17 protein-coding genes are annotated in these 17,319 nt (G+C 68.8%); 11 read left to right on the plus strand and 6 right to left on the minus strand.

Translation table 11 applies throughout. The annotated features are described in order from the left end of the window. Positions 1-5: 5 nt before the first annotated feature. Both VMT65_RS31395 and VMT65_RS31400 read right to left on the minus strand, forming a co-directional pair. Positions 6-974, minus strand: a complete 969-nt coding sequence (locus tag VMT65_RS31395; RefSeq protein ID WP_326312141.1) for a glutamate ABC transporter substrate-binding protein — start codon at positions 972-974, stop codon at positions 6-8. Then, positions 971-2,239, minus strand: a complete 1,269-nt coding sequence (locus tag VMT65_RS31400; protein WP_326312142.1) for a hypothetical protein — start codon at positions 2,237-2,239, stop codon at positions 971-973. The genes VMT65_RS31395 and VMT65_RS31400 overlap by 4 nt, the downstream gene beginning before the upstream one ends. 297 nt (positions 2,240-2,536) lie before the next feature. Between VMT65_RS31400 and VMT65_RS31405 the strand changes: the two genes are divergently transcribed. From VMT65_RS31405 to VMT65_RS31415, 3 genes are all read left to right on the plus strand, one after another. Beyond that, complete coding sequence (locus tag VMT65_RS31405; protein ID WP_326312143.1) at positions 2,537-3,964, plus strand: ammonium transporter; 1,428 nt, start codon at positions 2,537-2,539, stop codon at positions 3,962-3,964. Further along, on the plus strand, positions 3,964-4,332 hold the full coding sequence (locus tag VMT65_RS31410) for a P-II family nitrogen regulator (protein WP_326312144.1): 369 nt from the start codon (positions 3,964-3,966) through the stop codon (positions 4,330-4,332). The genes VMT65_RS31405 and VMT65_RS31410 overlap by 1 nt, the downstream gene beginning before the upstream one ends. 156 nt (positions 4,333-4,488) lie before the next feature. Further along, positions 4,489-7,314: a hypothetical protein gene (locus VMT65_RS31415; RefSeq protein ID WP_326312145.1), complete on the plus strand. Its 2,826-nt coding sequence runs from the start codon at positions 4,489-4,491 to the stop codon at positions 7,312-7,314. Positions 7,315-7,553: 239 nt separating this feature from the next. Here the strand turns inward: VMT65_RS31415 and VMT65_RS31420 are convergent, their stop codons facing one another. Beyond that, positions 7,554-8,144, minus strand: coding sequence for a hydrolase (locus VMT65_RS31420; RefSeq protein WP_326312146.1), 591 nt, complete (start codon positions 8,142-8,144; stop codon positions 7,554-7,556). 32 nt (positions 8,145-8,176) lie between these two features. Further along, positions 8,177-8,629, minus strand: a complete 453-nt coding sequence (locus tag VMT65_RS31425) for a MarR family winged helix-turn-helix transcriptional regulator (RefSeq protein WP_326312147.1) — start codon at positions 8,627-8,629, stop codon at positions 8,177-8,179. 114 nt (positions 8,630-8,743) lie between these two features. Between VMT65_RS31425 and VMT65_RS31430 the strand changes: the two genes are divergently transcribed. Beyond that, positions 8,744-9,301, plus strand: a complete 558-nt coding sequence (locus tag VMT65_RS31430) for a TIGR03086 family metal-binding protein (RefSeq protein WP_326312148.1) — start codon at positions 8,744-8,746, stop codon at positions 9,299-9,301. Between the two features lie 70 nt (positions 9,302-9,371). On the opposite strand, the gene VMT65_RS31435 is transcribed toward VMT65_RS31430, so the two are convergent. Continuing rightward, the gene (locus VMT65_RS31435; protein ID WP_326312149.1) at positions 9,372-10,016 is read right to left on the minus strand and encodes a dihydrofolate reductase family protein; all 645 of its coding nucleotides are present in this window, start codon (positions 10,014-10,016) and stop codon (positions 9,372-9,374) included. 183 nt (positions 10,017-10,199) lie between these two features. Between VMT65_RS31435 and VMT65_RS31440 the strand changes: the two genes are divergently transcribed. The 7 genes from VMT65_RS31440 to VMT65_RS31470 all read left to right on the plus strand — a co-directional run bounded on the left by VMT65_RS31440 (position 10,200) and on the right by VMT65_RS31470 (position 16,127). Next, the gene (locus VMT65_RS31440; protein WP_326312150.1) at positions 10,200-10,685 is read left to right on the plus strand and encodes a methylated-DNA--[protein]-cysteine S-methyltransferase; all 486 of its coding nucleotides are present in this window, start codon (positions 10,200-10,202) and stop codon (positions 10,683-10,685) included. Further along, positions 10,685-11,407, plus strand: coding sequence for a 2OG-Fe(II) oxygenase (locus VMT65_RS31445; protein ID WP_326312151.1), 723 nt, complete (start codon positions 10,685-10,687; stop codon positions 11,405-11,407). Before VMT65_RS31440 ends, VMT65_RS31445 begins: the two co-directional genes overlap by 1 nt. A gap of 4 nt (positions 11,408-11,411) precedes the next feature. After that, a complete protein-coding gene (locus VMT65_RS31450) occupies positions 11,412-11,663 on the plus strand; it encodes an Ada metal-binding domain-containing protein (protein WP_326312152.1) in 252 nt (83 codons plus the stop codon). Between the two features lie 33 nt (positions 11,664-11,696). Further along, positions 11,697-12,821, plus strand: coding sequence for an AAA family ATPase (locus tag VMT65_RS31455; protein WP_326312153.1), 1,125 nt, complete (start codon positions 11,697-11,699; stop codon positions 12,819-12,821). Positions 12,822-12,854: 33 nt separating this feature from the next. Next, a complete protein-coding gene (locus VMT65_RS31460; RefSeq protein ID WP_326312154.1) occupies positions 12,855-13,511 on the plus strand; it encodes a TetR/AcrR family transcriptional regulator in 657 nt (218 codons plus the stop codon). Positions 13,512-13,655: 144 nt separating this feature from the next. Further along, positions 13,656-14,708, plus strand: coding sequence for an esterase/lipase family protein (locus VMT65_RS31465; protein ID WP_326312155.1), 1,053 nt, complete (start codon positions 13,656-13,658; stop codon positions 14,706-14,708). A 93-nt stretch (positions 14,709-14,801) separates the two neighbouring features. Beyond that, positions 14,802-16,127: a lipase family protein gene (locus tag VMT65_RS31470; protein WP_326312156.1), complete on the plus strand. Its 1,326-nt coding sequence runs from the start codon at positions 14,802-14,804 to the stop codon at positions 16,125-16,127. Here the strand turns inward: VMT65_RS31470 and VMT65_RS31475 are convergent. Next, a complete protein-coding gene (locus tag VMT65_RS31475) occupies positions 16,058-17,317 on the minus strand; it encodes a PucR family transcriptional regulator (protein WP_326312157.1) in 1,260 nt (419 codons plus the stop codon). The two genes, VMT65_RS31470 and VMT65_RS31475, sit on opposite strands and share 70 nt — an antisense overlap. Positions 17,318-17,319 lie beyond the last annotated feature (2 nt).

Consider the following 17,319-nt stretch of genomic DNA (forward strand, 5'->3'; position numbering starts at 1 on the left):
CCGACTCAATCGCTGTACCGGGCGGCCGGGGGACCATTGGACGGGCCGAGCACGCTCAAACGCTGGTTGTAGAGCCGCTGCCAGGTGCCGTCGGTGCGCACCCGTTCCAGCACGCCATTGACGAAGCGCACGAAATCCGTCTTGTCCTTCTGGATTCCGATGGCGTACACGTCCGAGGCCATGGCGTCGCCGACCACCTCGAGATTGGGATCCTGGATCTTCAATCCGTACAGCAGCGGCAGATCGGTGCTGGCGGCGTCGACCTCGCCCTGCTGCAGCGCGGTCAGGCAGTCCAGCCAATTCTCGATACCGATCACGGTGGGCCGCTGGGGAAGTGCGAACACCGCGTCCAGCGTCGTCGAATTCGGAATGCCGCAGACCTTCTTGCCGCCCAGATCCGCCGCCGAGCGAATCCCCGAGCCCTTGGTGACCAGCACCCGCTGATCGGTCTGGAAGTAAACGGTGGAGAACTGGACGTCCTGGCGGCGAGCGCAGGTCGGCGTGAAATTCTGCACCACGATGTCGACATCGCCGTTCTTCAGTGCCTGCGCCCGGTTGGCGGATTCGATGGGATGCAGATCGACCCGGTTCGGATCGCCGAACAGGTCGCGTGCCACCTCGTGCGCCAGATCGATATCGAAGCCCTCGATCTCGCCGGTGGACGGATTGCGATAGCCGAACAGGAATTGGTTCTGGTCCACACCGACTTTGAGCTGACCGCTCCTGACGATCTTCTCCATGGTCGAGCCGGTGGGCATGGCCCCGGGCTGCGGCTGCGCGCCCGGACGCAGACTCGCGGTCGGGTCGCAGGACTGGTCGGCACGCTGATTGGGCGCGGCGGTGAGCACCGAAGCGCCGGGCGGCAGCCGGTTCTCACTCGGCAACTGGAAGGGCGCGGCCTGCGGGGTCGATCCGCAGGCCGCGGCCAGCAGCGCCACCGCCCCCAGCAGCAGCATCCGCATGCGCGTCTTCACAGGAACTCCTTCAACCGCGGCCACACCCCGACGACAATGGCGGCCGCCGCGGCCAACAGCAGCGCCAGCGTGCCAATGGGGCTCAGGGTGAGGGCATTTCCGGCCGTGTTCACATCGTCGCGCACTTCCTGGCGGGTGCGCTCGAGTTCGGTCTTCAGGGCGGCGTCCAGGGCGGTGAACTGCGCCGCCGAGCCCGCGCCGTCGGTCTTGATGGACTGGTCGACCGCGCCTCGATAGTTGTTGGACAGGTAGGCCGCGACTTCCTTCTGATGTCCGTCCTGCCAGCCGGAGAAGGCCTTGGTGGCGGGCGAATCGGTGCTCAGCAGCGCGCTCAGGTCCGCGCGCAGTTGAGCGCTGCTGTCGGTGAAGCGCTTCTCGCTGTCGTCGAGGTTGCCGCGGGTGATGAGTTGCAGCGTCTCCTCGGTGCGGGCCTGCTGCGCGAGAATGCGTGCCTGCGCGAGCCTTTCGAAGCGGGCGGTGGCCCCGGTATCGATGGCGGCCGAGGCGGCGATGGTGGTGGCCGCGATCCACAGCAGGGCGATCACGGTCAGTCCCGCCGCCGCGGCGACGCCCGCGTTGACCCAGCGGTTGGTGCGGCGCAGCAGGATCCAGGAGCCCGCGCCGCAGGCGAGCAGCAGCACGAGCAGCAGACCGGTGGTCCACAGGGGCAGGCCCTCGATGGCGTTCTGGTCAGCGTGCAACTGGTTCAGACGGATCTTCTCGAGCTCGGCCGCGTTCTTCAGGATCGAGCCCTGCATGAGCGCCGAGGCCTGCCGCAGATAGGCCGAACCGACCGGCAGCCCTTGGCGGTTGTTGGCCCGCGCCGCCTCCACATAGCCGGTGTAGCTGGGCAATTCGGCCGAGATCTGGCCGAGGATCTCGCGCGTCTCGGTGTCGGCCGCGCCGGTGGTGGCCTCGGCCAGCGCGGCCGCGGCGTCGGTGAGCGCGTCCTCGTAGCGGATGCGCACCTCGGGCGATTCGATGCCGCCGGACAGATAGGCGGTCGAGGCCGCGGCGTCCGCGGTGGAGAGTGCGACGTAGAGTCGTTGCGCGGCGTTGGCCAAGGGTTCGGTGTGCGCCAGCACGGTGTCGTGGCGAGAGATCCTGGCGCCCTGGGCATTCGCCGACACCAGTCCGGCGATCAGAGCGAGCAGTGCGAGGGCAGCGCCCACCGCACCGATGACGCCGGGCGCGGTGCGCGCGAAGCGTCGCGTCCACTGCGCGGCATTGCGCATGGTCGCCGGAAGACGACTCCTCAACTCCATTCCCCCGTTTCGAACCGGCCGGTGCTCCCCGTAGCCAGATCGTACGGGAGCGATGGCGGGCTGTCGATCGAGTTCCAACCGGTTGGAATTTATTGGTGAACCGTTCATTTCGAATGCACGTGCATTCGTGCGGCGGAGCGCGAAATCCAGATTTTACCGCGCGTAATCGCCGGGAAACCTTACGGCACAACACTTGGTTCACCCAATGTGACGCTAGACACCTTATGCCACAACAGAATTTAGTGCTGAAGCGGGTCTGGTGCCTGCTCGCTTCGCGGTGAGGTAGCGCTGAAAACCATGTCACCGTATCCCGATTGGCTGAACCCGGGCGACAATGCCTGGCAGTTGGTGGCCGCAACACTCGTCGGACTCATGAGCATTCCCGGAATCGCGATCTTGTATGGCGGTCTGGTGCAACGCAAATGGGCCGTCAATACCATGCTCATGGCATTCACCGGATTCTCGCTGGTCCTGGTGGTGTGGGTGCTGTGGGGCTTCAAGATGGGGTTCGGCGAGCCCATCAAACTGGGGCCAGGAATTCTGCGGGCCGCAATTGGCAAACCGCACACAATTCTGGGCTCGAACAATCAAGAGCAGGCCGTGATTCCGTTGCTCGACGGACTCATGCCGAAGTTCCGCTTCTCCGAGACCACGCTGGCCTACTTCCAGTTCGTGTTCGCGGCGATCACGCCATTGTTGTTCCTGGGCAGCGTGATCGGGCGCATCAATTTCAAGGTGTGGCTGATCTTCGTGCCGCTGTGGTCGACGCTGGCCTATTCGGTCAACGCCTTCCTGATCTGGGGCGGCGGCTGGTGGTCGCAGATGGGCGCGCTGGACTATTCCGGCGGGTACGTCATCCACTTGGCCGCGGGCACCACGGGTTTCGTGGCGGCGGCGATCATCGGACCGCGACTGGCGCGCGACCGAGAACGCGCGGTGCCGAACAATCTGCCCATGGCCGCGGCCGGTGCGGGCATCCTGTGGCTGGGCTGGAACGGCTTCAATGGCGGCGACCCGTACTTCTCGGGCTCGGATGCCTCACTCGCGGTGATCAATACCAATCTGGCGACCGCGGTCGCGGTGCTGACCTGGGTGATCTGGGACATGCTGGCCGGTCCGGCGCGGCGGCCCAACTTCCTGGGCGCGGTCAACGGCATGATCGCCGGTCTGGTCGCCATCACCCCGGCGGCGGGCTTCGTGAACAGCTTCGGCGCCATGGTGATCGGTCTGATCGCCTCGACGCTGGTGTGGCTGTCGTGGAACAAGCTCGGGCGCACCCGGCTGTTCCGCAAGGTCGACGACACCCTCGGCGTGGTGCACACCCACGGGGTGGCCGGTCTGGCGGGCGGCATGCTGGTCGGTATTCTCGCCGACCCGAACATCAAGGTGTACCTGGGCACCGGCGGCGCGGCCGACGCCACCTACGGCGGCTGGCTCTACGGGCACAATCCGAAACTGCTGCTGTGGCAGGCGGGTGCGGCCGCAACGGTCATCGTCTGGGATGCGTTCATCACCTTCGCGATCCTGAAGATCTTGAGCCTGTTCATGAGTCTGCGCATGCCGGACGACGTGCTCGAGACCGGCGATGTCGGGGCGCACGAGGAGGAGGCGTACCCGGACGACACGCTCGTGCACGCGCAGTCACCCGTGCTGCGGAAACCGCCGGTGCGCGCGCAGGCGCCGGTGGAACAGGACGGAGCGGAGATTCCGGCCAAGGAATCCTGATGTCGTCGCCGCTGCAGTTGGGCGGCATGGTCGGTGACCACGAGACGGACCCGGGCGGCGGCGCGGACGCGAAGTTGTTGACGCTGGTGGTGCCGCCGGGCCTGTTCGATCAGATCAAACAGGCCCTGGCCGCCTTCGGGGTCCGCCGCATGGTGGTCACCCAGGTCTATCGGGTGGACGACCGGGACAACCGCGTCGAGAACTATCGCGGACAGCGTTTCGAGACCGATGTCTCCGCCGGGCTGCGGGTCGAATTGCTGGCCCGCACCGAGGATGTCACCGATCTGGTCCGCATGATCGCGAGCATCGGCTCCAACCACCGGGCGTCCAATATCCAGATCTGGATGATCGACGCCCGGCGGCTGTGAACCGGCCGAACCGTCGAAAACTCCGAATCCTCGAAAACCTCGAACCTTCGAAAACTCGTTGCCGAGCTCCCGCCTCGATCGTAAGGTCGGGGCGGGAGTCGTGTCGCCTGGCGATCGGGCGGCGAATCGGGCGAATCAATCGGTGGGAGTTCGAGTTTGGCAGTGCTGTTGGCCTTCGGTGTGGTCGCCGATCGGAATCGGCGGGCCTGGCTGGTCGAGACCGGCGAGGAAATCGACCACGACGGGCCCGAGGGCGCTGCCGTCGTGCTGGGGGACCGGGACAGCGATCCGGCCCGCGTGGCGATCGCCTGCGCCGACCTGGCCGGCCTCATCGAACACGGCGGGACGGTAATCGCCGGTGCCGGAATCGATCTGGGGGAGGGCTTCGTCTCCGCCCGCCTGGCCGGGGCCAGCGGTGATCGGCGCGACGCGGTGCTGGCCGCGCTGCGGGTGCTCAAGCTCGGCGGCGCGTGGCGGCTGGGGGAGCGCACCGCCACCCTGGTCGCCCTGTTCGGGGTGACCGCGACCAAACCGGTCGGGGCCGCCGCCGAACAGGCCATCGGCGAGGGGCGCTGGGCCGCCGTGCTGCTGGCCTCGGCCGCCGCGGAGCTGCTGGGCCCCGAGCAGTTGGTGCGGGTACTGGAGTTGCGGTCTCCCGAGGGCGTCGACCCGATGCCCGAGGTGGTGCCCTCGGTGCTCGCCGCGAATCTGCGGCAGGTGCTCGAGCGGTATTCGCGGCCGCGGCGTTTGGAGCTGGTGCTGGATCTGTGGCGGCGGGTGTGCGCGTGGCAGGTCGGCGAGCTGGCGCGCGATCGTCTGATCGCGAGCCACGATCTGACGGTGCTGGACGCGCTGCGCGCCCGGTATCGGGAGTACGACGAGGCGGAAATCGTCAAGCTCGTCCAGAACTCGAACGCCGGGCCGCTGACGATGGTGGCGGCGATCCGCTTCCGACCGACCTGGCGCACCCTGTGGAAGCCCTCCGTCGAACGACTGATCCAGGACGCGGTGTCGGCGACGGTGCTGTTGCGCGCGGCGGTCGCGGTGCACGAGCTCGGCGTGGTCGCGGGCCTCGCCCGGGTGCGCGAGGAGATCGCGACGGTCTCGGCGCTGTACACCAAGAACGAGCTCGAGCGGGCACAGCGCGGCGACGCGCAGTCCGATTCCTCGGGGCTGCTGCCCGCCCGGCCCGGCGTTCACGTTCGTGAGATCGACGCCCGGCTGCGCCAGCAGGCGCAGGGTGCCGCCTTCGAGCGCTTCGTGCGCACCCGGCTGCGCACCGCCCTCGCCTACGCGCTGATCGTCGCGGACCGCTGCCGGACGCTGCTGGGCCAGGAGATCCCGCGCGAAGTGCTGCCCGAGGCGTGGGATTCGGAGGCGCTGCGGGAGTGGCGGGCGGTGGCCGGACACACCGCGCGAATCGCGCCGACCGACTGGCACTACGAGCCGCTGGTGCGGCGCGGTCGGCCGAGCCTGGCCGACCGGTTGGCCGCGGATGCCGCCGCCGTCGAGCGCGCGTCGGATCTGGTCTGGATCGCGGAACTGGCCGATGCCATGGCCCGGGCTCGCGGGCACGCGGCCGCGGTGGCCGAGGGCTACTACCGGGTCCCCGAGTTCGACACCGATCCGGCACGGCCGCAACCGCATCCGCTGACCCCGCGCGCGGAGTCGATTCCGCTCGCGGTGGCCGGGGCGGCGCAGTTGCTCGCGCTCGGTGCGATCGCGCCGCAGCGGTGCCGGGACTGGGATGAGCTGTGCGGTGCGCTGATGGGCAGCGGTGCCGTCGCCGCCGCGCTGTCGAGCGAATTCGAGGTGGACGAGAGCGTTCTCGCCCGCGATGGCGAGGTCCTGCCCGGGACGACGCTGCGCGTCCAGATCGCCCGGAATGCCGCGCATCTCGCGGAGTGGTCGGATTACATGGGCAATTGCATTGCCGGACCGTGGTATCAGGACCAGGCGGTGCGCGGGCTCAGCATTCTGGTGGCGGTTCGCGACGAATCGGGCGTGATTGCGGCCAATGCCGAGCTGCGTCGGGTGGCCGGTGGCTATGCCATGAGCGAGATCGCCGGACGGTTCAACAATCAGCCGGATGCCGCGCTGCGACAGGCGTTTCGGGTGTGGGTGGAGACGCTGCGCGGCGCGGAGCCGGAGGCGGAACCGGCCGAGCTGGACACCGTCGCGCCGCCCGCTCGGGCTCGGCGCGGGACGCACAATCCGGTGCGCGACCTCGAACCGGTGCTGCGGGAGGCCGCGCGCAAGGCGATGGTCGACTCCGAACCCGCCCTGCGCACGCTGGTGGCCCTGGCCGGTGACACCGACGGTGACCCGAAAACCCTGACCGCCCTGCGCCGTTCGACCGCCGATCGGCTGACCCGATTGTGCGCGGACCACCTCGACGCCCACCCCGCCGCACTGCCGCGCCTGTGGACGGCCACCGGTACCCGGCCGCTGGCCGCCGCCCTCGATGCGCTCGCCCCCACCCTGCTGGACCGCTACCCCCGCCTGCGCACCCTGCCGACCGACGCTCCACTGCCCTCGAAGGTGCTGCGCGCGTTGGTGAAAGATCCGGATATCGCCACGGCGCGTTCCATGGATCTGGTGGCCCAGCGCGTCCGTGCCGCCTTCGGCCGTCTGGCCCGCCGCGGCGACCGGTCCTTCACCCACGCCCTCGCCCAGCACCCCACCGCCGACCTGCTGTGCCCGCTGATCCTGATGACAACGTGCGCCCCCACGCACGCCGTCCCTGTCGTGTCGATCAGCGACCCCCACGCGATCACCGTCCCCGGCTTCCCCGTGACCGATCTCTCCGACCACCACGGGCCCTGGCAATCGGCTTGGCCCGCCGCCCACGAACTCGGCCTGCTCGACACCGATCGGGAGGTCTTCTGGACTCGCATAGCCACCCACGGCCTGCTCGTCCCCGCCGCCTGGCTGGGCTCGGGCGGCTGGCCCACCCTCTGGTCCCGAGCCCACACGAAATAGCTGCCCACACGAAATAGCCGTGCGGCGGCCGCGGTGAGCGCCATGGGTGCCACCGGATCCGAGGTGTACCGCCCTTCGCCGCGCGATGCGCCGCCCACCGCCCGCGTGCTCATACGCTTGGTGAACTCGGGGCCGCGTCGGCACGGGGTCGCGAGCAGGTGCTCCCTGAGCCTTGGGGCCGAAACCCACTGCCGCCCGGGGGATGGGCGACATGGGCATTCGGCGGCGTCGGACTGTGGTCAGCCTTGGGCGTCGAGAGTGGTGAGGGCGGTGAGGATTTCGTCGGTGGTGGCGGTGACGCCGAGGCGGGGGAAGATCTTTTCGATCGAGTGCGCGTGGGAGGTGGCGTCGCGGTCGGCGCTGGCGTCGGTGGCGACGACCACGTGGTAGCCGTGCTCATGGGCGGCGCGAGCGGTGGATTCCACGCCGATGCTGGTGGCTATGCCGCCCAGCACGATGGTGGTGATGCCGCGGCGGCGCAGTTGCACGTCGAGGTCGGTGCCGTGGAATGCGCCCCACTGGCGCTTGGTGATTCGGATATCGGAGGGCTGGACGTCGAGTTCGCTCACGAGTTCGTCCCAGCCCTGCGGCGGGGTGAACTGCCCCCCGGGCTGCATGGTCCGCCCGGGCGGCATATCGCTGCCGTCCTCGGCGAAGGAGACCCGCACCAGCACGACTGGCAGCCCCTGCTCACGAAATGCCTTGGCCAGCTGCGCACCGCGCCCGACCACCGCGTCGGCGGCATGCGGAACGGTGGGTGCGGCCGTGATTCCGCGCTGCAGGTCGATGAGCACCAGCGCGGTCTTGGGATCCAGCAAATTCGACGTCAAGGGGCAATCCTTTTCTGGGAGTAGTGATTCCGTCAGTCCTCGACCAGTCGAGCGAGCAGTGGAATCGCCGCGATCAACGAATCCTGCTCGGCCGGTGACAATTTCGTGCGAATGGCCTCGGCCAGCCAATCCTCTTTGGCGTCGTGTGCGGCCCGCAAGAGTCGCCGCCCCTCCGCCGTGAGCGACATGAGTACCTGCCGCTGATCGGTGGGATGCGCCGCCCGCGACACCAGCCCCCGCTCCTCGAGCGCCGCCAGCGTGGTCCGCATCGACTGCGGCCGAACCCGCTCCGCCCGAGCGAGATCCGCCACCGACAACGCTCCCTCGCTCCCCAGCCGACTCAGCACCACCGCCTGCGACGGAGTCACCTCGATCCCGGCCCGAGCCGACCGCAAATGCCGCAACAGCCGACTGCTGACCACCCGCAACTCGGCAGCAGCCAACACCACCTCACCCGCAGCCGTACCCCTCCCGCTCGCACTCACTCATCCACCATCCCATCAAGACAGTCAAACTTGCAAGTTTCCCTGTCGAATCGAGTTGGAAGGACGACACTTGCCCTACAACTGCACGAACGATCGTGCGTATAGTGTCGAGTTGTGGACATCTTCGAGCTGGACCGCCGTGCCCTTACCGATCTCGTCACGCTGGTCGGCGGGTTGACCGATGCCGATCTCGATCGGCCTACGCCGTGTGCGGGGTGGGTGGTTCGGGATTTGTTGCGGCACATGAATTCCGAACATGAGGCGATCAGTGAGGGCAGCTTGAATACCGAGATCGTGCTCGAGGCGGATCCCAGAAAGGCCTTCGCCCAAGCCGCTTCTCGATGGATCGAGGCCTTCGGCGGACTCGCTGCCGACCACCTGGTTCGCCTTCCGAAGTTCGGCACCGAACTCCACGCGCAGTCCCTCCTCCGAGTCCATTTCATCGACATGCTGACCCACCGCTGGGACCTGGCCAAGGCCCTCGCCGTAGACCCCGCCCTGCCGGAAGACCTTCTCGCCGTAGCCCTCCCGATCGCCACCGCCATCCCGAACCAAGGCCCCCTCCGCGGCCCACACGGCTACGCCGCCCCCCTACCCGCATCCCCGACCGCCACCCCCACCGACCTCCTGGTCTCCGCCCTCGGCCGCTCCCCCTCCTGGCCCACCCCCTAGCTCACGAGCATGCAATCCAGCAGATGTCTCTCGGCGTTTCCCTGCTGGATTGCATGCTCGTGGTGCGGGGTCAGCGGCGCCAGAAGAGGTGGTGGGTTACGCCGCTGGGGCTGGGGACCTTTTCGAGGTGGAAGCGGTCGAGGAGGGAGTCGGGGGAGGTCCAGAGGCGTTCGCCGCGGCCGAGTTCGATGGGGGAGACGGCGATGTGGAGGGTGTCGATGAGGTCGGCGTCGAGGAATTCGCGGACCGTTGCCACGCCGCCGCCGATGCGGACGTCCTTGCCGTCGGCGGCCTCGAAGGCTTGGGCGAGGGCCTCTTTGGGGGTGGCCTCGAGGAAGTGGAAGGTCGTCTCGCCCAAGGTGATCGAAGGGCGGGGGTGGTGGGTGAGGACGAAGACCGGGGTGCGGAACGGGGGCTCGTCGCCCCACCAGCCCTGCCAGTCGTAGTTCTCCCACGGGCCGCGTTGCGGCCCGAACTTGTTGCGGCCCATGATCTCCGCGCCGACATTGTTGCGGAAGTCTCGGGTGAAGTAGCTGTCGAGGCCGTAGGTGCCGCCGGGGTCGGTGCGGGTGGGCCAGTAGGCGGTCGCGCCCGCCCAGGAGAACATCGCGGCGGGCTCGGCGTGGCCGAAGGGGCGTTCGAGGCTTTGGCCTTCGCCGGAACCGAATCCATCGCTGGACAGATTGAAGTTCTGCACGCGAACCAACTGGGGCATCGGCATCGCCTTTCGGTAGCAATCGTGGGCAGCTCCGAACCTACCGAAAGTTTGTTCGAATGGCTCTAGGCTCGGCGCGGGTGGCCGAATGCCGCCAATGCCATGGCCGATTTCCGCCGGTTATCGGGTGGGTGGTCGAGCAGAGTGGATGGGGACGAGGACGGAACGATCAAGGAGGAAGCGATGACCGTCTACACGACCATGGCCAGCCCGGTCGGGGAACTGCTGTTGGTAGGGGAGATTCGAGACGGCGAGACGGTGCTGACCGCGGTGTCGATGGCCGGTGGGAAGAGCCTGCTGGTGCAACCGGATTGGGTCGCCGACGCGGACGCGTTCGCGGCGGTGGTGCCGCAGTTGGCCGCGTACTTCGCCGGTGAGCGCACCGGATTCGACCTTCGATTCGGTGACGGCGGAACGGAATTCCAGCGGCGCGTCTGGCGGGCGATCGATGCGATCCCGTACGGCAGCACCACCACCTACGGGGAGATCGCGCGCAGCATCGGCGCGTCCCGGGCCGCCGTGCGGGCGGTGGGATCGGCGATCGGCGCGAATCCGCTGCTGATCGTGCGGCCCTGCCATCGCGTGATCGGGGCCGATGGCTCGCTCACCGGATACGCCGGGGGCATCGAGCGCAAGCAGCTGCTGCTCGAACTGGAACGGATCGCGTGATGACGGCCCCCACCCTGTCGGTGTGGGCCGGGCGGGTCGCCCAGCAGGACTGGGCGGCCCTGGCCCGGGAGCTCGACGAGCACGGGCACGCGCTCATGGGACCGCTGCTCACCGCCGACGAATGCCACACGCTCGCAGGGCTTTACGACGAGGAAGGCAGATTCCGGTCGACGATCGACATGGCCCGGCATCGCTTCGGCTCGGGGGAGTACCGGTACTTCACCCACGAACTCCCCGGCATCGTGGCCGAGCTGCGGGCCGCGCTGTATCCGAAACTGCTGCCCATTGCCCGGGATTGGGCCGGGCGGCTCGGACGCCCCGGCACCTGGCCGGAGCACCTCGACGAGTGGATCGCCCAGTGTCACCGGGCCGGTCAGGTGAAGAGCTCGCAGATCCTGCTGCGCTACGGCCCGGGCGACTGGAACGCCCTGCATCGAGACCTGTTCGGCGACATGGTCTTTCCGCTCCAGGTCGTCATCGGCCTGGACGCACCGGGAGTCGACTACACCGGCGGCGAGTTCCTCATGGTCGAGCAGCGCCCGCGCGCTCAATCCCGCGGCGCGGCAATGTCCTTGCCGCAGGGCCACGGTCTGATCTTCACCACCCGCGACCGCCCGGTGCGCGGTGCCCGCGGCTGGTCGGCCGCACCCATGCGGCACGGGGTGAGCGTCGTCCGATCCGGCCAGCGTCACACCCTGGGCCTCGTCTTCCACGACGCCTGACGCCATGTACACCCTGCTCGGCCCGGATGGCCCGTACCGCAGTCGAACTCCGGGCACTCTCGGCGGCCACCGCCGCCTGCGCATCTACGGCCGCCTGGACTGCCCGGCCGCCTTACGTGCCCTCGCCCGCGGCGGCTACGCATCGCATCGCGTCTTCTTCGCCGACGAGGCCACCGCGATAGCGACCGGATATCGCCCGTGCGCGGTGTGCTCGCGCACCGCCTATCGTGCGTGGCGTGCCCACCACACCAACTAATACGGACCGGTTGGTCGCTATACCCTGGACCGCATGCTGACCACGTTGGCCGTGGAGAACTACCGGTCCCTGCGCAATCTGCGGGTCCGCCTCGGCCGCACGAACGTGATCACCGGCGCGAACGGCAGCGGCAAATCCAGCCTGTACCGCGTACTGCGCCTGCTGGCCGACTTCTCCCGCAATGGCGCGGTCGCGGGGCTGGCCCGCGAGGGCGGCCTCGAATCGACGCTGTTCGCCGGTCCCGGCCGCTCGGGCCCGAACGTGCCCTTGCTGCTGCGCGTCGGCTTCGCGGGCGAGGACTTCGGGTACGCCGCCGAACTCGGCCCACTGCCCCCGGACGAGACCATGTTCGGCCGGGATCCGGAGATCAAGACCGAGGCCGTCTGGGCCGGACCGGTGCTGCGACCCTCCACGGTCCTGGCCGAGCGCAGCGGCCCGGTGGTGCGACTGCGCGACGAGGGCGGCGGTTGGGGCATGGTGCCGCACACCGTGAAGGCCTTCGACTCCATGCTCTCCGAACTCGCCGACCCGCAGCGCGCCCCCGACCTGCTGGTCCTGCGGGAACGCATGCGCTCCTGGCGTTTCTACGACCACCTGCGCACCGATGTCGCCGCCCCGGCCCGCGCGCCCCAGATCGGCACGCGCACCATGGCTCTCGCACACGACGGCGCGGACGTGGCCTCGGCCCTGCGCACCATTGTCGAAATCGGTGACGCCAAGGCCCTGACCGAGGCGGTCGACCACGCCTTCCCGGGCAGCCGCATCGAGATCGTCGACCACAATGGCCGCTTCGAATTGCTGCTGCGTCAGCCCAAGCTCTTCCGCCCGCTGGCCGCCCCGGAACTCTCCGACGGCACCCTGCGCTATCTGCTGCTCGCCGCCGCCCTGCTGTCCCCACGTCCGCCGCAGCTGCTGGTCCTCAACGAGCCCGAGACCAGCCTGCACCCCGAACTCCTGGACCCGCTGGGCCGCCTGATCGCCCGCGCCGCCGAGGACACCCAGGTCGTCGTGGTCACTCATTCCGATGAATTGATCGGTGTCATCGAGGAGTACGCCGATTCCCCGACCATGATCGAATTGGTGAAACGGGAGGGCGCGACGACGGTGGCGGGACAGGCTTTATTGGAGGAACCGCCATGGTATTGGCCGGACCGTTAGTCGCTCGGTGACGTGGAAACCTATTCTGGGGGCGTGAGTGTGGAAACTGTCGGTGAGCCGGGTCCGTTGCCGCGTGGGCGACATGGGCTGACTCGCGAGCAGGTGGAGGCGTCGCAGTACCGGCGGCTGTGCACCGCCGTGCTGGAGGCGGTGGGGGAGCTGGGCTTCGCGGCCACCACGGTCGCCGATATCGTGACCCGCGCCCAGGTGGCGCGGCGCACCTTCTACGCCGTGTTCGGCGGTAAGGACGAATGCTTTGCCGCCGCATACGATCTCGCGGTCGGCGCGGCCCTGGATCAACTCCGGGAAACCGTCACCGGACTGGAGGGCGTGAATTTCGCGGAGCGGGTGCGGATTTCCTTCGAGATCTATTTGAATGTGCTCGCCATGCAACCGGCGGCCGCCCGCGCGCTGTATGTCGAAACGCTCGCGGCGGGACCGGGATTGGTGGAACACCGGCTGCGCGTGCACGAGCGTTTCGCCGACTACATCATGGCGGTGGCCCGGGTCGGTGTGCGTGACGGCGATCTGGCCGCCGAACCCGATCGCGAGCTGATCGACATGCTGCTCGGCGGCATCGACGACCGGGTGCGCGCGTGCCTGCATCAGAAGGGCGCGCAGGCGCTGCCGGAATTGGTGCCGCTGTTCACCCGCACCGCCATCGCCATCGCGAGCACGCCCGCCGCCTGACGGCTGTTGGTCGCCACAACCGCTCGGCGTGGACGGCTTCGATCACTGTCACCTGACACAGCGCCGGTGACACAGGCCACAGTCGGCTCCTACGGTCGCAATCGGATTCGACGCATTCGGTCGGACCGGGCAGTAGGAGATTTCATGAGTTCGACCCACCGCAGACTCGGCAGCGCCGTCTTCGCCGGTGCGACCGCCCTGGCCGTGGCCTGTTCGACCGGCGTGGCCGCGTCCGAACCGGCCGACTCCGGCAGCAGTTCGGGCTCGGCGATCGTCAGCACCGCCTCGGACACGGTCGGCGTCGGCCCCGAAATGTCGGCCTTCCTGGCCGCTTTCGGCTTCGGACTCGCGCACCCCGACGCCGCCCCGCCCGGATCCAACGACTGGAACTGCAAGCCGAGCGCCGAGCATCCGCGCCCGGTGGTGCTGGTGCACGGCACCTGGCTGAACACCTACGACAGCTTCTCGTTCCTGTCCCCGCAGGTCGCCCGCGCCGGATTCTGTGTCTTCGCCTTCAATTTCGGCCGCGAGACCCCGCTGGGTGGCGGTGGCATCGGCCCGATCCTGCCGGGACGCTACGGCGTCGGTTCGCTGGAGGATTCCGCGAAACAGTTGGCGCAGTTCGTGGATCGCGTGCTGGCGGCCACCGGCGCGCCCGCGGTCGATGTGCTCGCGCACTCCCAGGGCGGCCCGGTCACCAGCCAGTACATGAAATTCGAAGGCGGACAGGGGAAGGTGCGCAAGGTGATCACCTTCGGCGCGACCACCCACGGCACCTCGCTGCTCGGCCTCGCCAGCCTGGGCCGGTTCATCACCAATCTCGGACTCGACATTCTCGGCTTCTACCAGCCGCTGATCGGCCAGGCCAATACCGAGCAGGTCGTCGGCTCGGAGTTCTACGCCAAGCTCAATGCCGGTGGCGACACCGTGCCGGGCGTCGAGTACACCGCGATCGGCACCACGCACGACGAGATCTCCAACCCCTATGACTGGACCTTCCTCACGCCGGGCCCGGATGCGACGGTGGAAAACATTACGCTGCAACAGGATTGCCCGGAGGACCTCTCGGACCACCTGACCATCATGTACTCCCCGCGAGCGGCCTCCATCGCCCTGCGCGCGCTGGACCCGGCCGCCCACCCCACCTTGGTCTGTACCTTCAACCCCTGGGTCATCGGTGGCAGCGGACATATCTAGCGAATGCTTTGGGGGCTTCGCCCCCAAGCCCCTGAAAAGAAGGCGCCGGGTGCCTGGCCCCCGGACCCCCGTTCGCTCTCTGGAAGGAACACGATGACGATCAGCGAAGCGATCGAAACCGGCTATGTCGCCGAGGAATTCGGCACGCCGGGCACGATTCCGCTGCTGCCCGGAATGGATCCGTTCTACCGCTCGCCGATCGACCCGGGATCGGTTGCGCCCGGCACGATTCTGCGTTCGCGCCCGGTGACGGTGGGCCTGCTCGGACGCCTGCCGCAGCGTGTGCGAGCCTGGCAATTGCTGTACCGCAGCACCGATCTGGAGGGTCGGCCCGAGGCCACCGTCACCACGGTCATGCTGCCCTGGGACGCCGATCCGTCGCGGGAGCGCCCGCTCGTCTCGTTCCAGTGCGCCATCGACGCCGTCGCGCAGAAATGCTTCCCCTCCTACGCTTTACAGCACCGGTCGCGCGCGTTGGGAGCCATCCCGCAGATCGAATTCCCGCTCATCGCCGCGGCCCTGGCCCGCGGCTGGGCGGTGTCGGTGCCCGACCACGGCGGCCTCAACGGACACTTCGGCGCGGCCCGGGAACCGGGTCACCGCGCCCTCGACGGCCTGCGCGCGGCCCTGCGCTTCGAACCCTTGGGCCTGCACCCGCGCACCCGAATCGGCCTGTGGGGCTATTCGGGTGGCGGCCTGGCCACCGCGTGGGCGGCCGAACTCGCGGCCGAGTACGCCCCCGAACTCGAGATCGTCGGCGCGGTCGCGGGCTCACCGGTCGGCGACCCGGCCGCCGCCTTCGTCCGCCTCAACGGCTCGCCCTTCGCGGGTTTCGCCATGGTCTTCACCGCCGGACTCCGCCGCGCCTACCCGCGCTTGGACGATGCGGTCCGCGCCGTCGTCTCCGCGGAATACCTGGACCTGCTCGACCGCGCCGAGCACATCGCCACCTTCCCCCTCCTGGCCCGCTATGCCGGTCGAAATGCCAACCGGCACATCCAAGGTGGGCTCGGAGCCCTGCTCACCCGCCCCGAGATGCGGACCGTCCTCGCCGACATCGAGCCCGGCGCGACGGCTCCCGCCATGCCGATGTTCGTCGTGCAGGGCGTCAACGACGAGGTAATCGCGGTCGCCGATGTCGACGCCCATGTTCAGCGCTACCACGATCGCGGCGCGCACGTCCGCTACCTGCGCGACCGCCTCAGCACCCATCTGCCGTTGCAGTTCCTCGCGATTCCGGTCATGGTCGACTGGCTCGCCGACCGCCTCGCGGGCCGCCCGCTGCCCCCGTCGGAGGTGCGCACGGTGTGGTCGGTGGCCGTCTCACCGCGCGCGCTCGCCGAACACGCTCATTTGATCGCGCTGCTGGCGACCATGCTGTCGGGCCGACCGATTCGCACCCGTTCGGCCTTCCGATAGCTCCGCGCCACCAGCGCCGAGCGTAGATACCACAGCCCGGACGGCTGCGCCGGATCGAATCCGGTCAGCTGTCCGATGCGTTTGAGCCGATTGTCGACGGTATTGGTGTGCACACCCAACAGGCGCGCGGTGTGCCGGCGGCTCAGGTCGTTGCCGATGTGGCGGCGCAGCGTCTCCAGCAGTTCCGGATACTCGTCCAGCGGATCCAGCAGCGTCCCAAGGTATTCCCGGCCCGGGCCCGGACGGGTCAGCTGGTATTCCATGGCCAGTTCGTCGAAGCTGTGCAGCCCGGGCGCGCACTCCAGCCGCTGCACCATGTCCAGCAGCTCGTGCGCCTGTTCGGCGGCCTCCGGAATGTGTTGCGTCTCCGCGTGGATCACCGTGGCGGTGATGGAAACCTGTGCGGCCCGCGACAATCCGGCCACCAGCTCGTCCAGATCCTCGGCGCGCACCTCGCGCGCGGGCAGCAGTACCGTCCCGCCATCGGCGCTGAGCAGCGACAGCGCTCGACCCGCGCCCTGGCGCGCCAGCTCCGACTGTGTGCGCCGCAGCTTGCGCCGCGCCACCACCTCGCCGTCCACCCGCGGATCGCTCTCGCCCGGATGCGCCGGAATGCTCAGCGCCAGAATGTAATACGACTCGTCGATCTCGATACCCCCGGCGCGCGCCATGGTCGAGGTGGGATGCCCGGCCAGCAGCGCCGAGGCCACCGTGTGCACCGCGGTGTGATGCTCGGCCACCACCGCGCGATGCTCGCGCACATAGGCGACGGCGAACGCGGAGTCGACCATGGCCAGCACCTCGAACAGGCCGCGGGCGGTGGCCGCCAGCCGGGCGTAGTCCTCGGGGCCGGTGGCGTCCACGATGAGGTCGAACCCCAGCGCGAACCCGTCGTGCACGGCCCGGTGAATGGTCCCGATGGGAATGCCCTCGCGCGCCCAGTCCGCGCCCGCTCGTTGCAGCCGTTCGATCTTGGCCGAGACGTCCCGGCCCTCGAGGACCCCGGCGGCCAGCTCGAGACAGGTGCGGGTGACGGTGGTGACCTCACCGCGCAGCGCGTCCCCGGGCAGCGTGCCGCAGCGGGCCACGTGTTCGGCGAAATGCGCGACCAGGGCGGTCGACAGTGCGCGCGCATCGCGCAGCGGACCGGAAATCGGTGCGGCCGTGAGGGGTTGCGTTGCCTTGATCATGC

The organism is Nocardia sp. CDC153, assembly GCF_035818515.1.
GTDB lineage: Bacteria > Actinomycetota > Actinomycetes > Mycobacteriales > Mycobacteriaceae > Nocardia.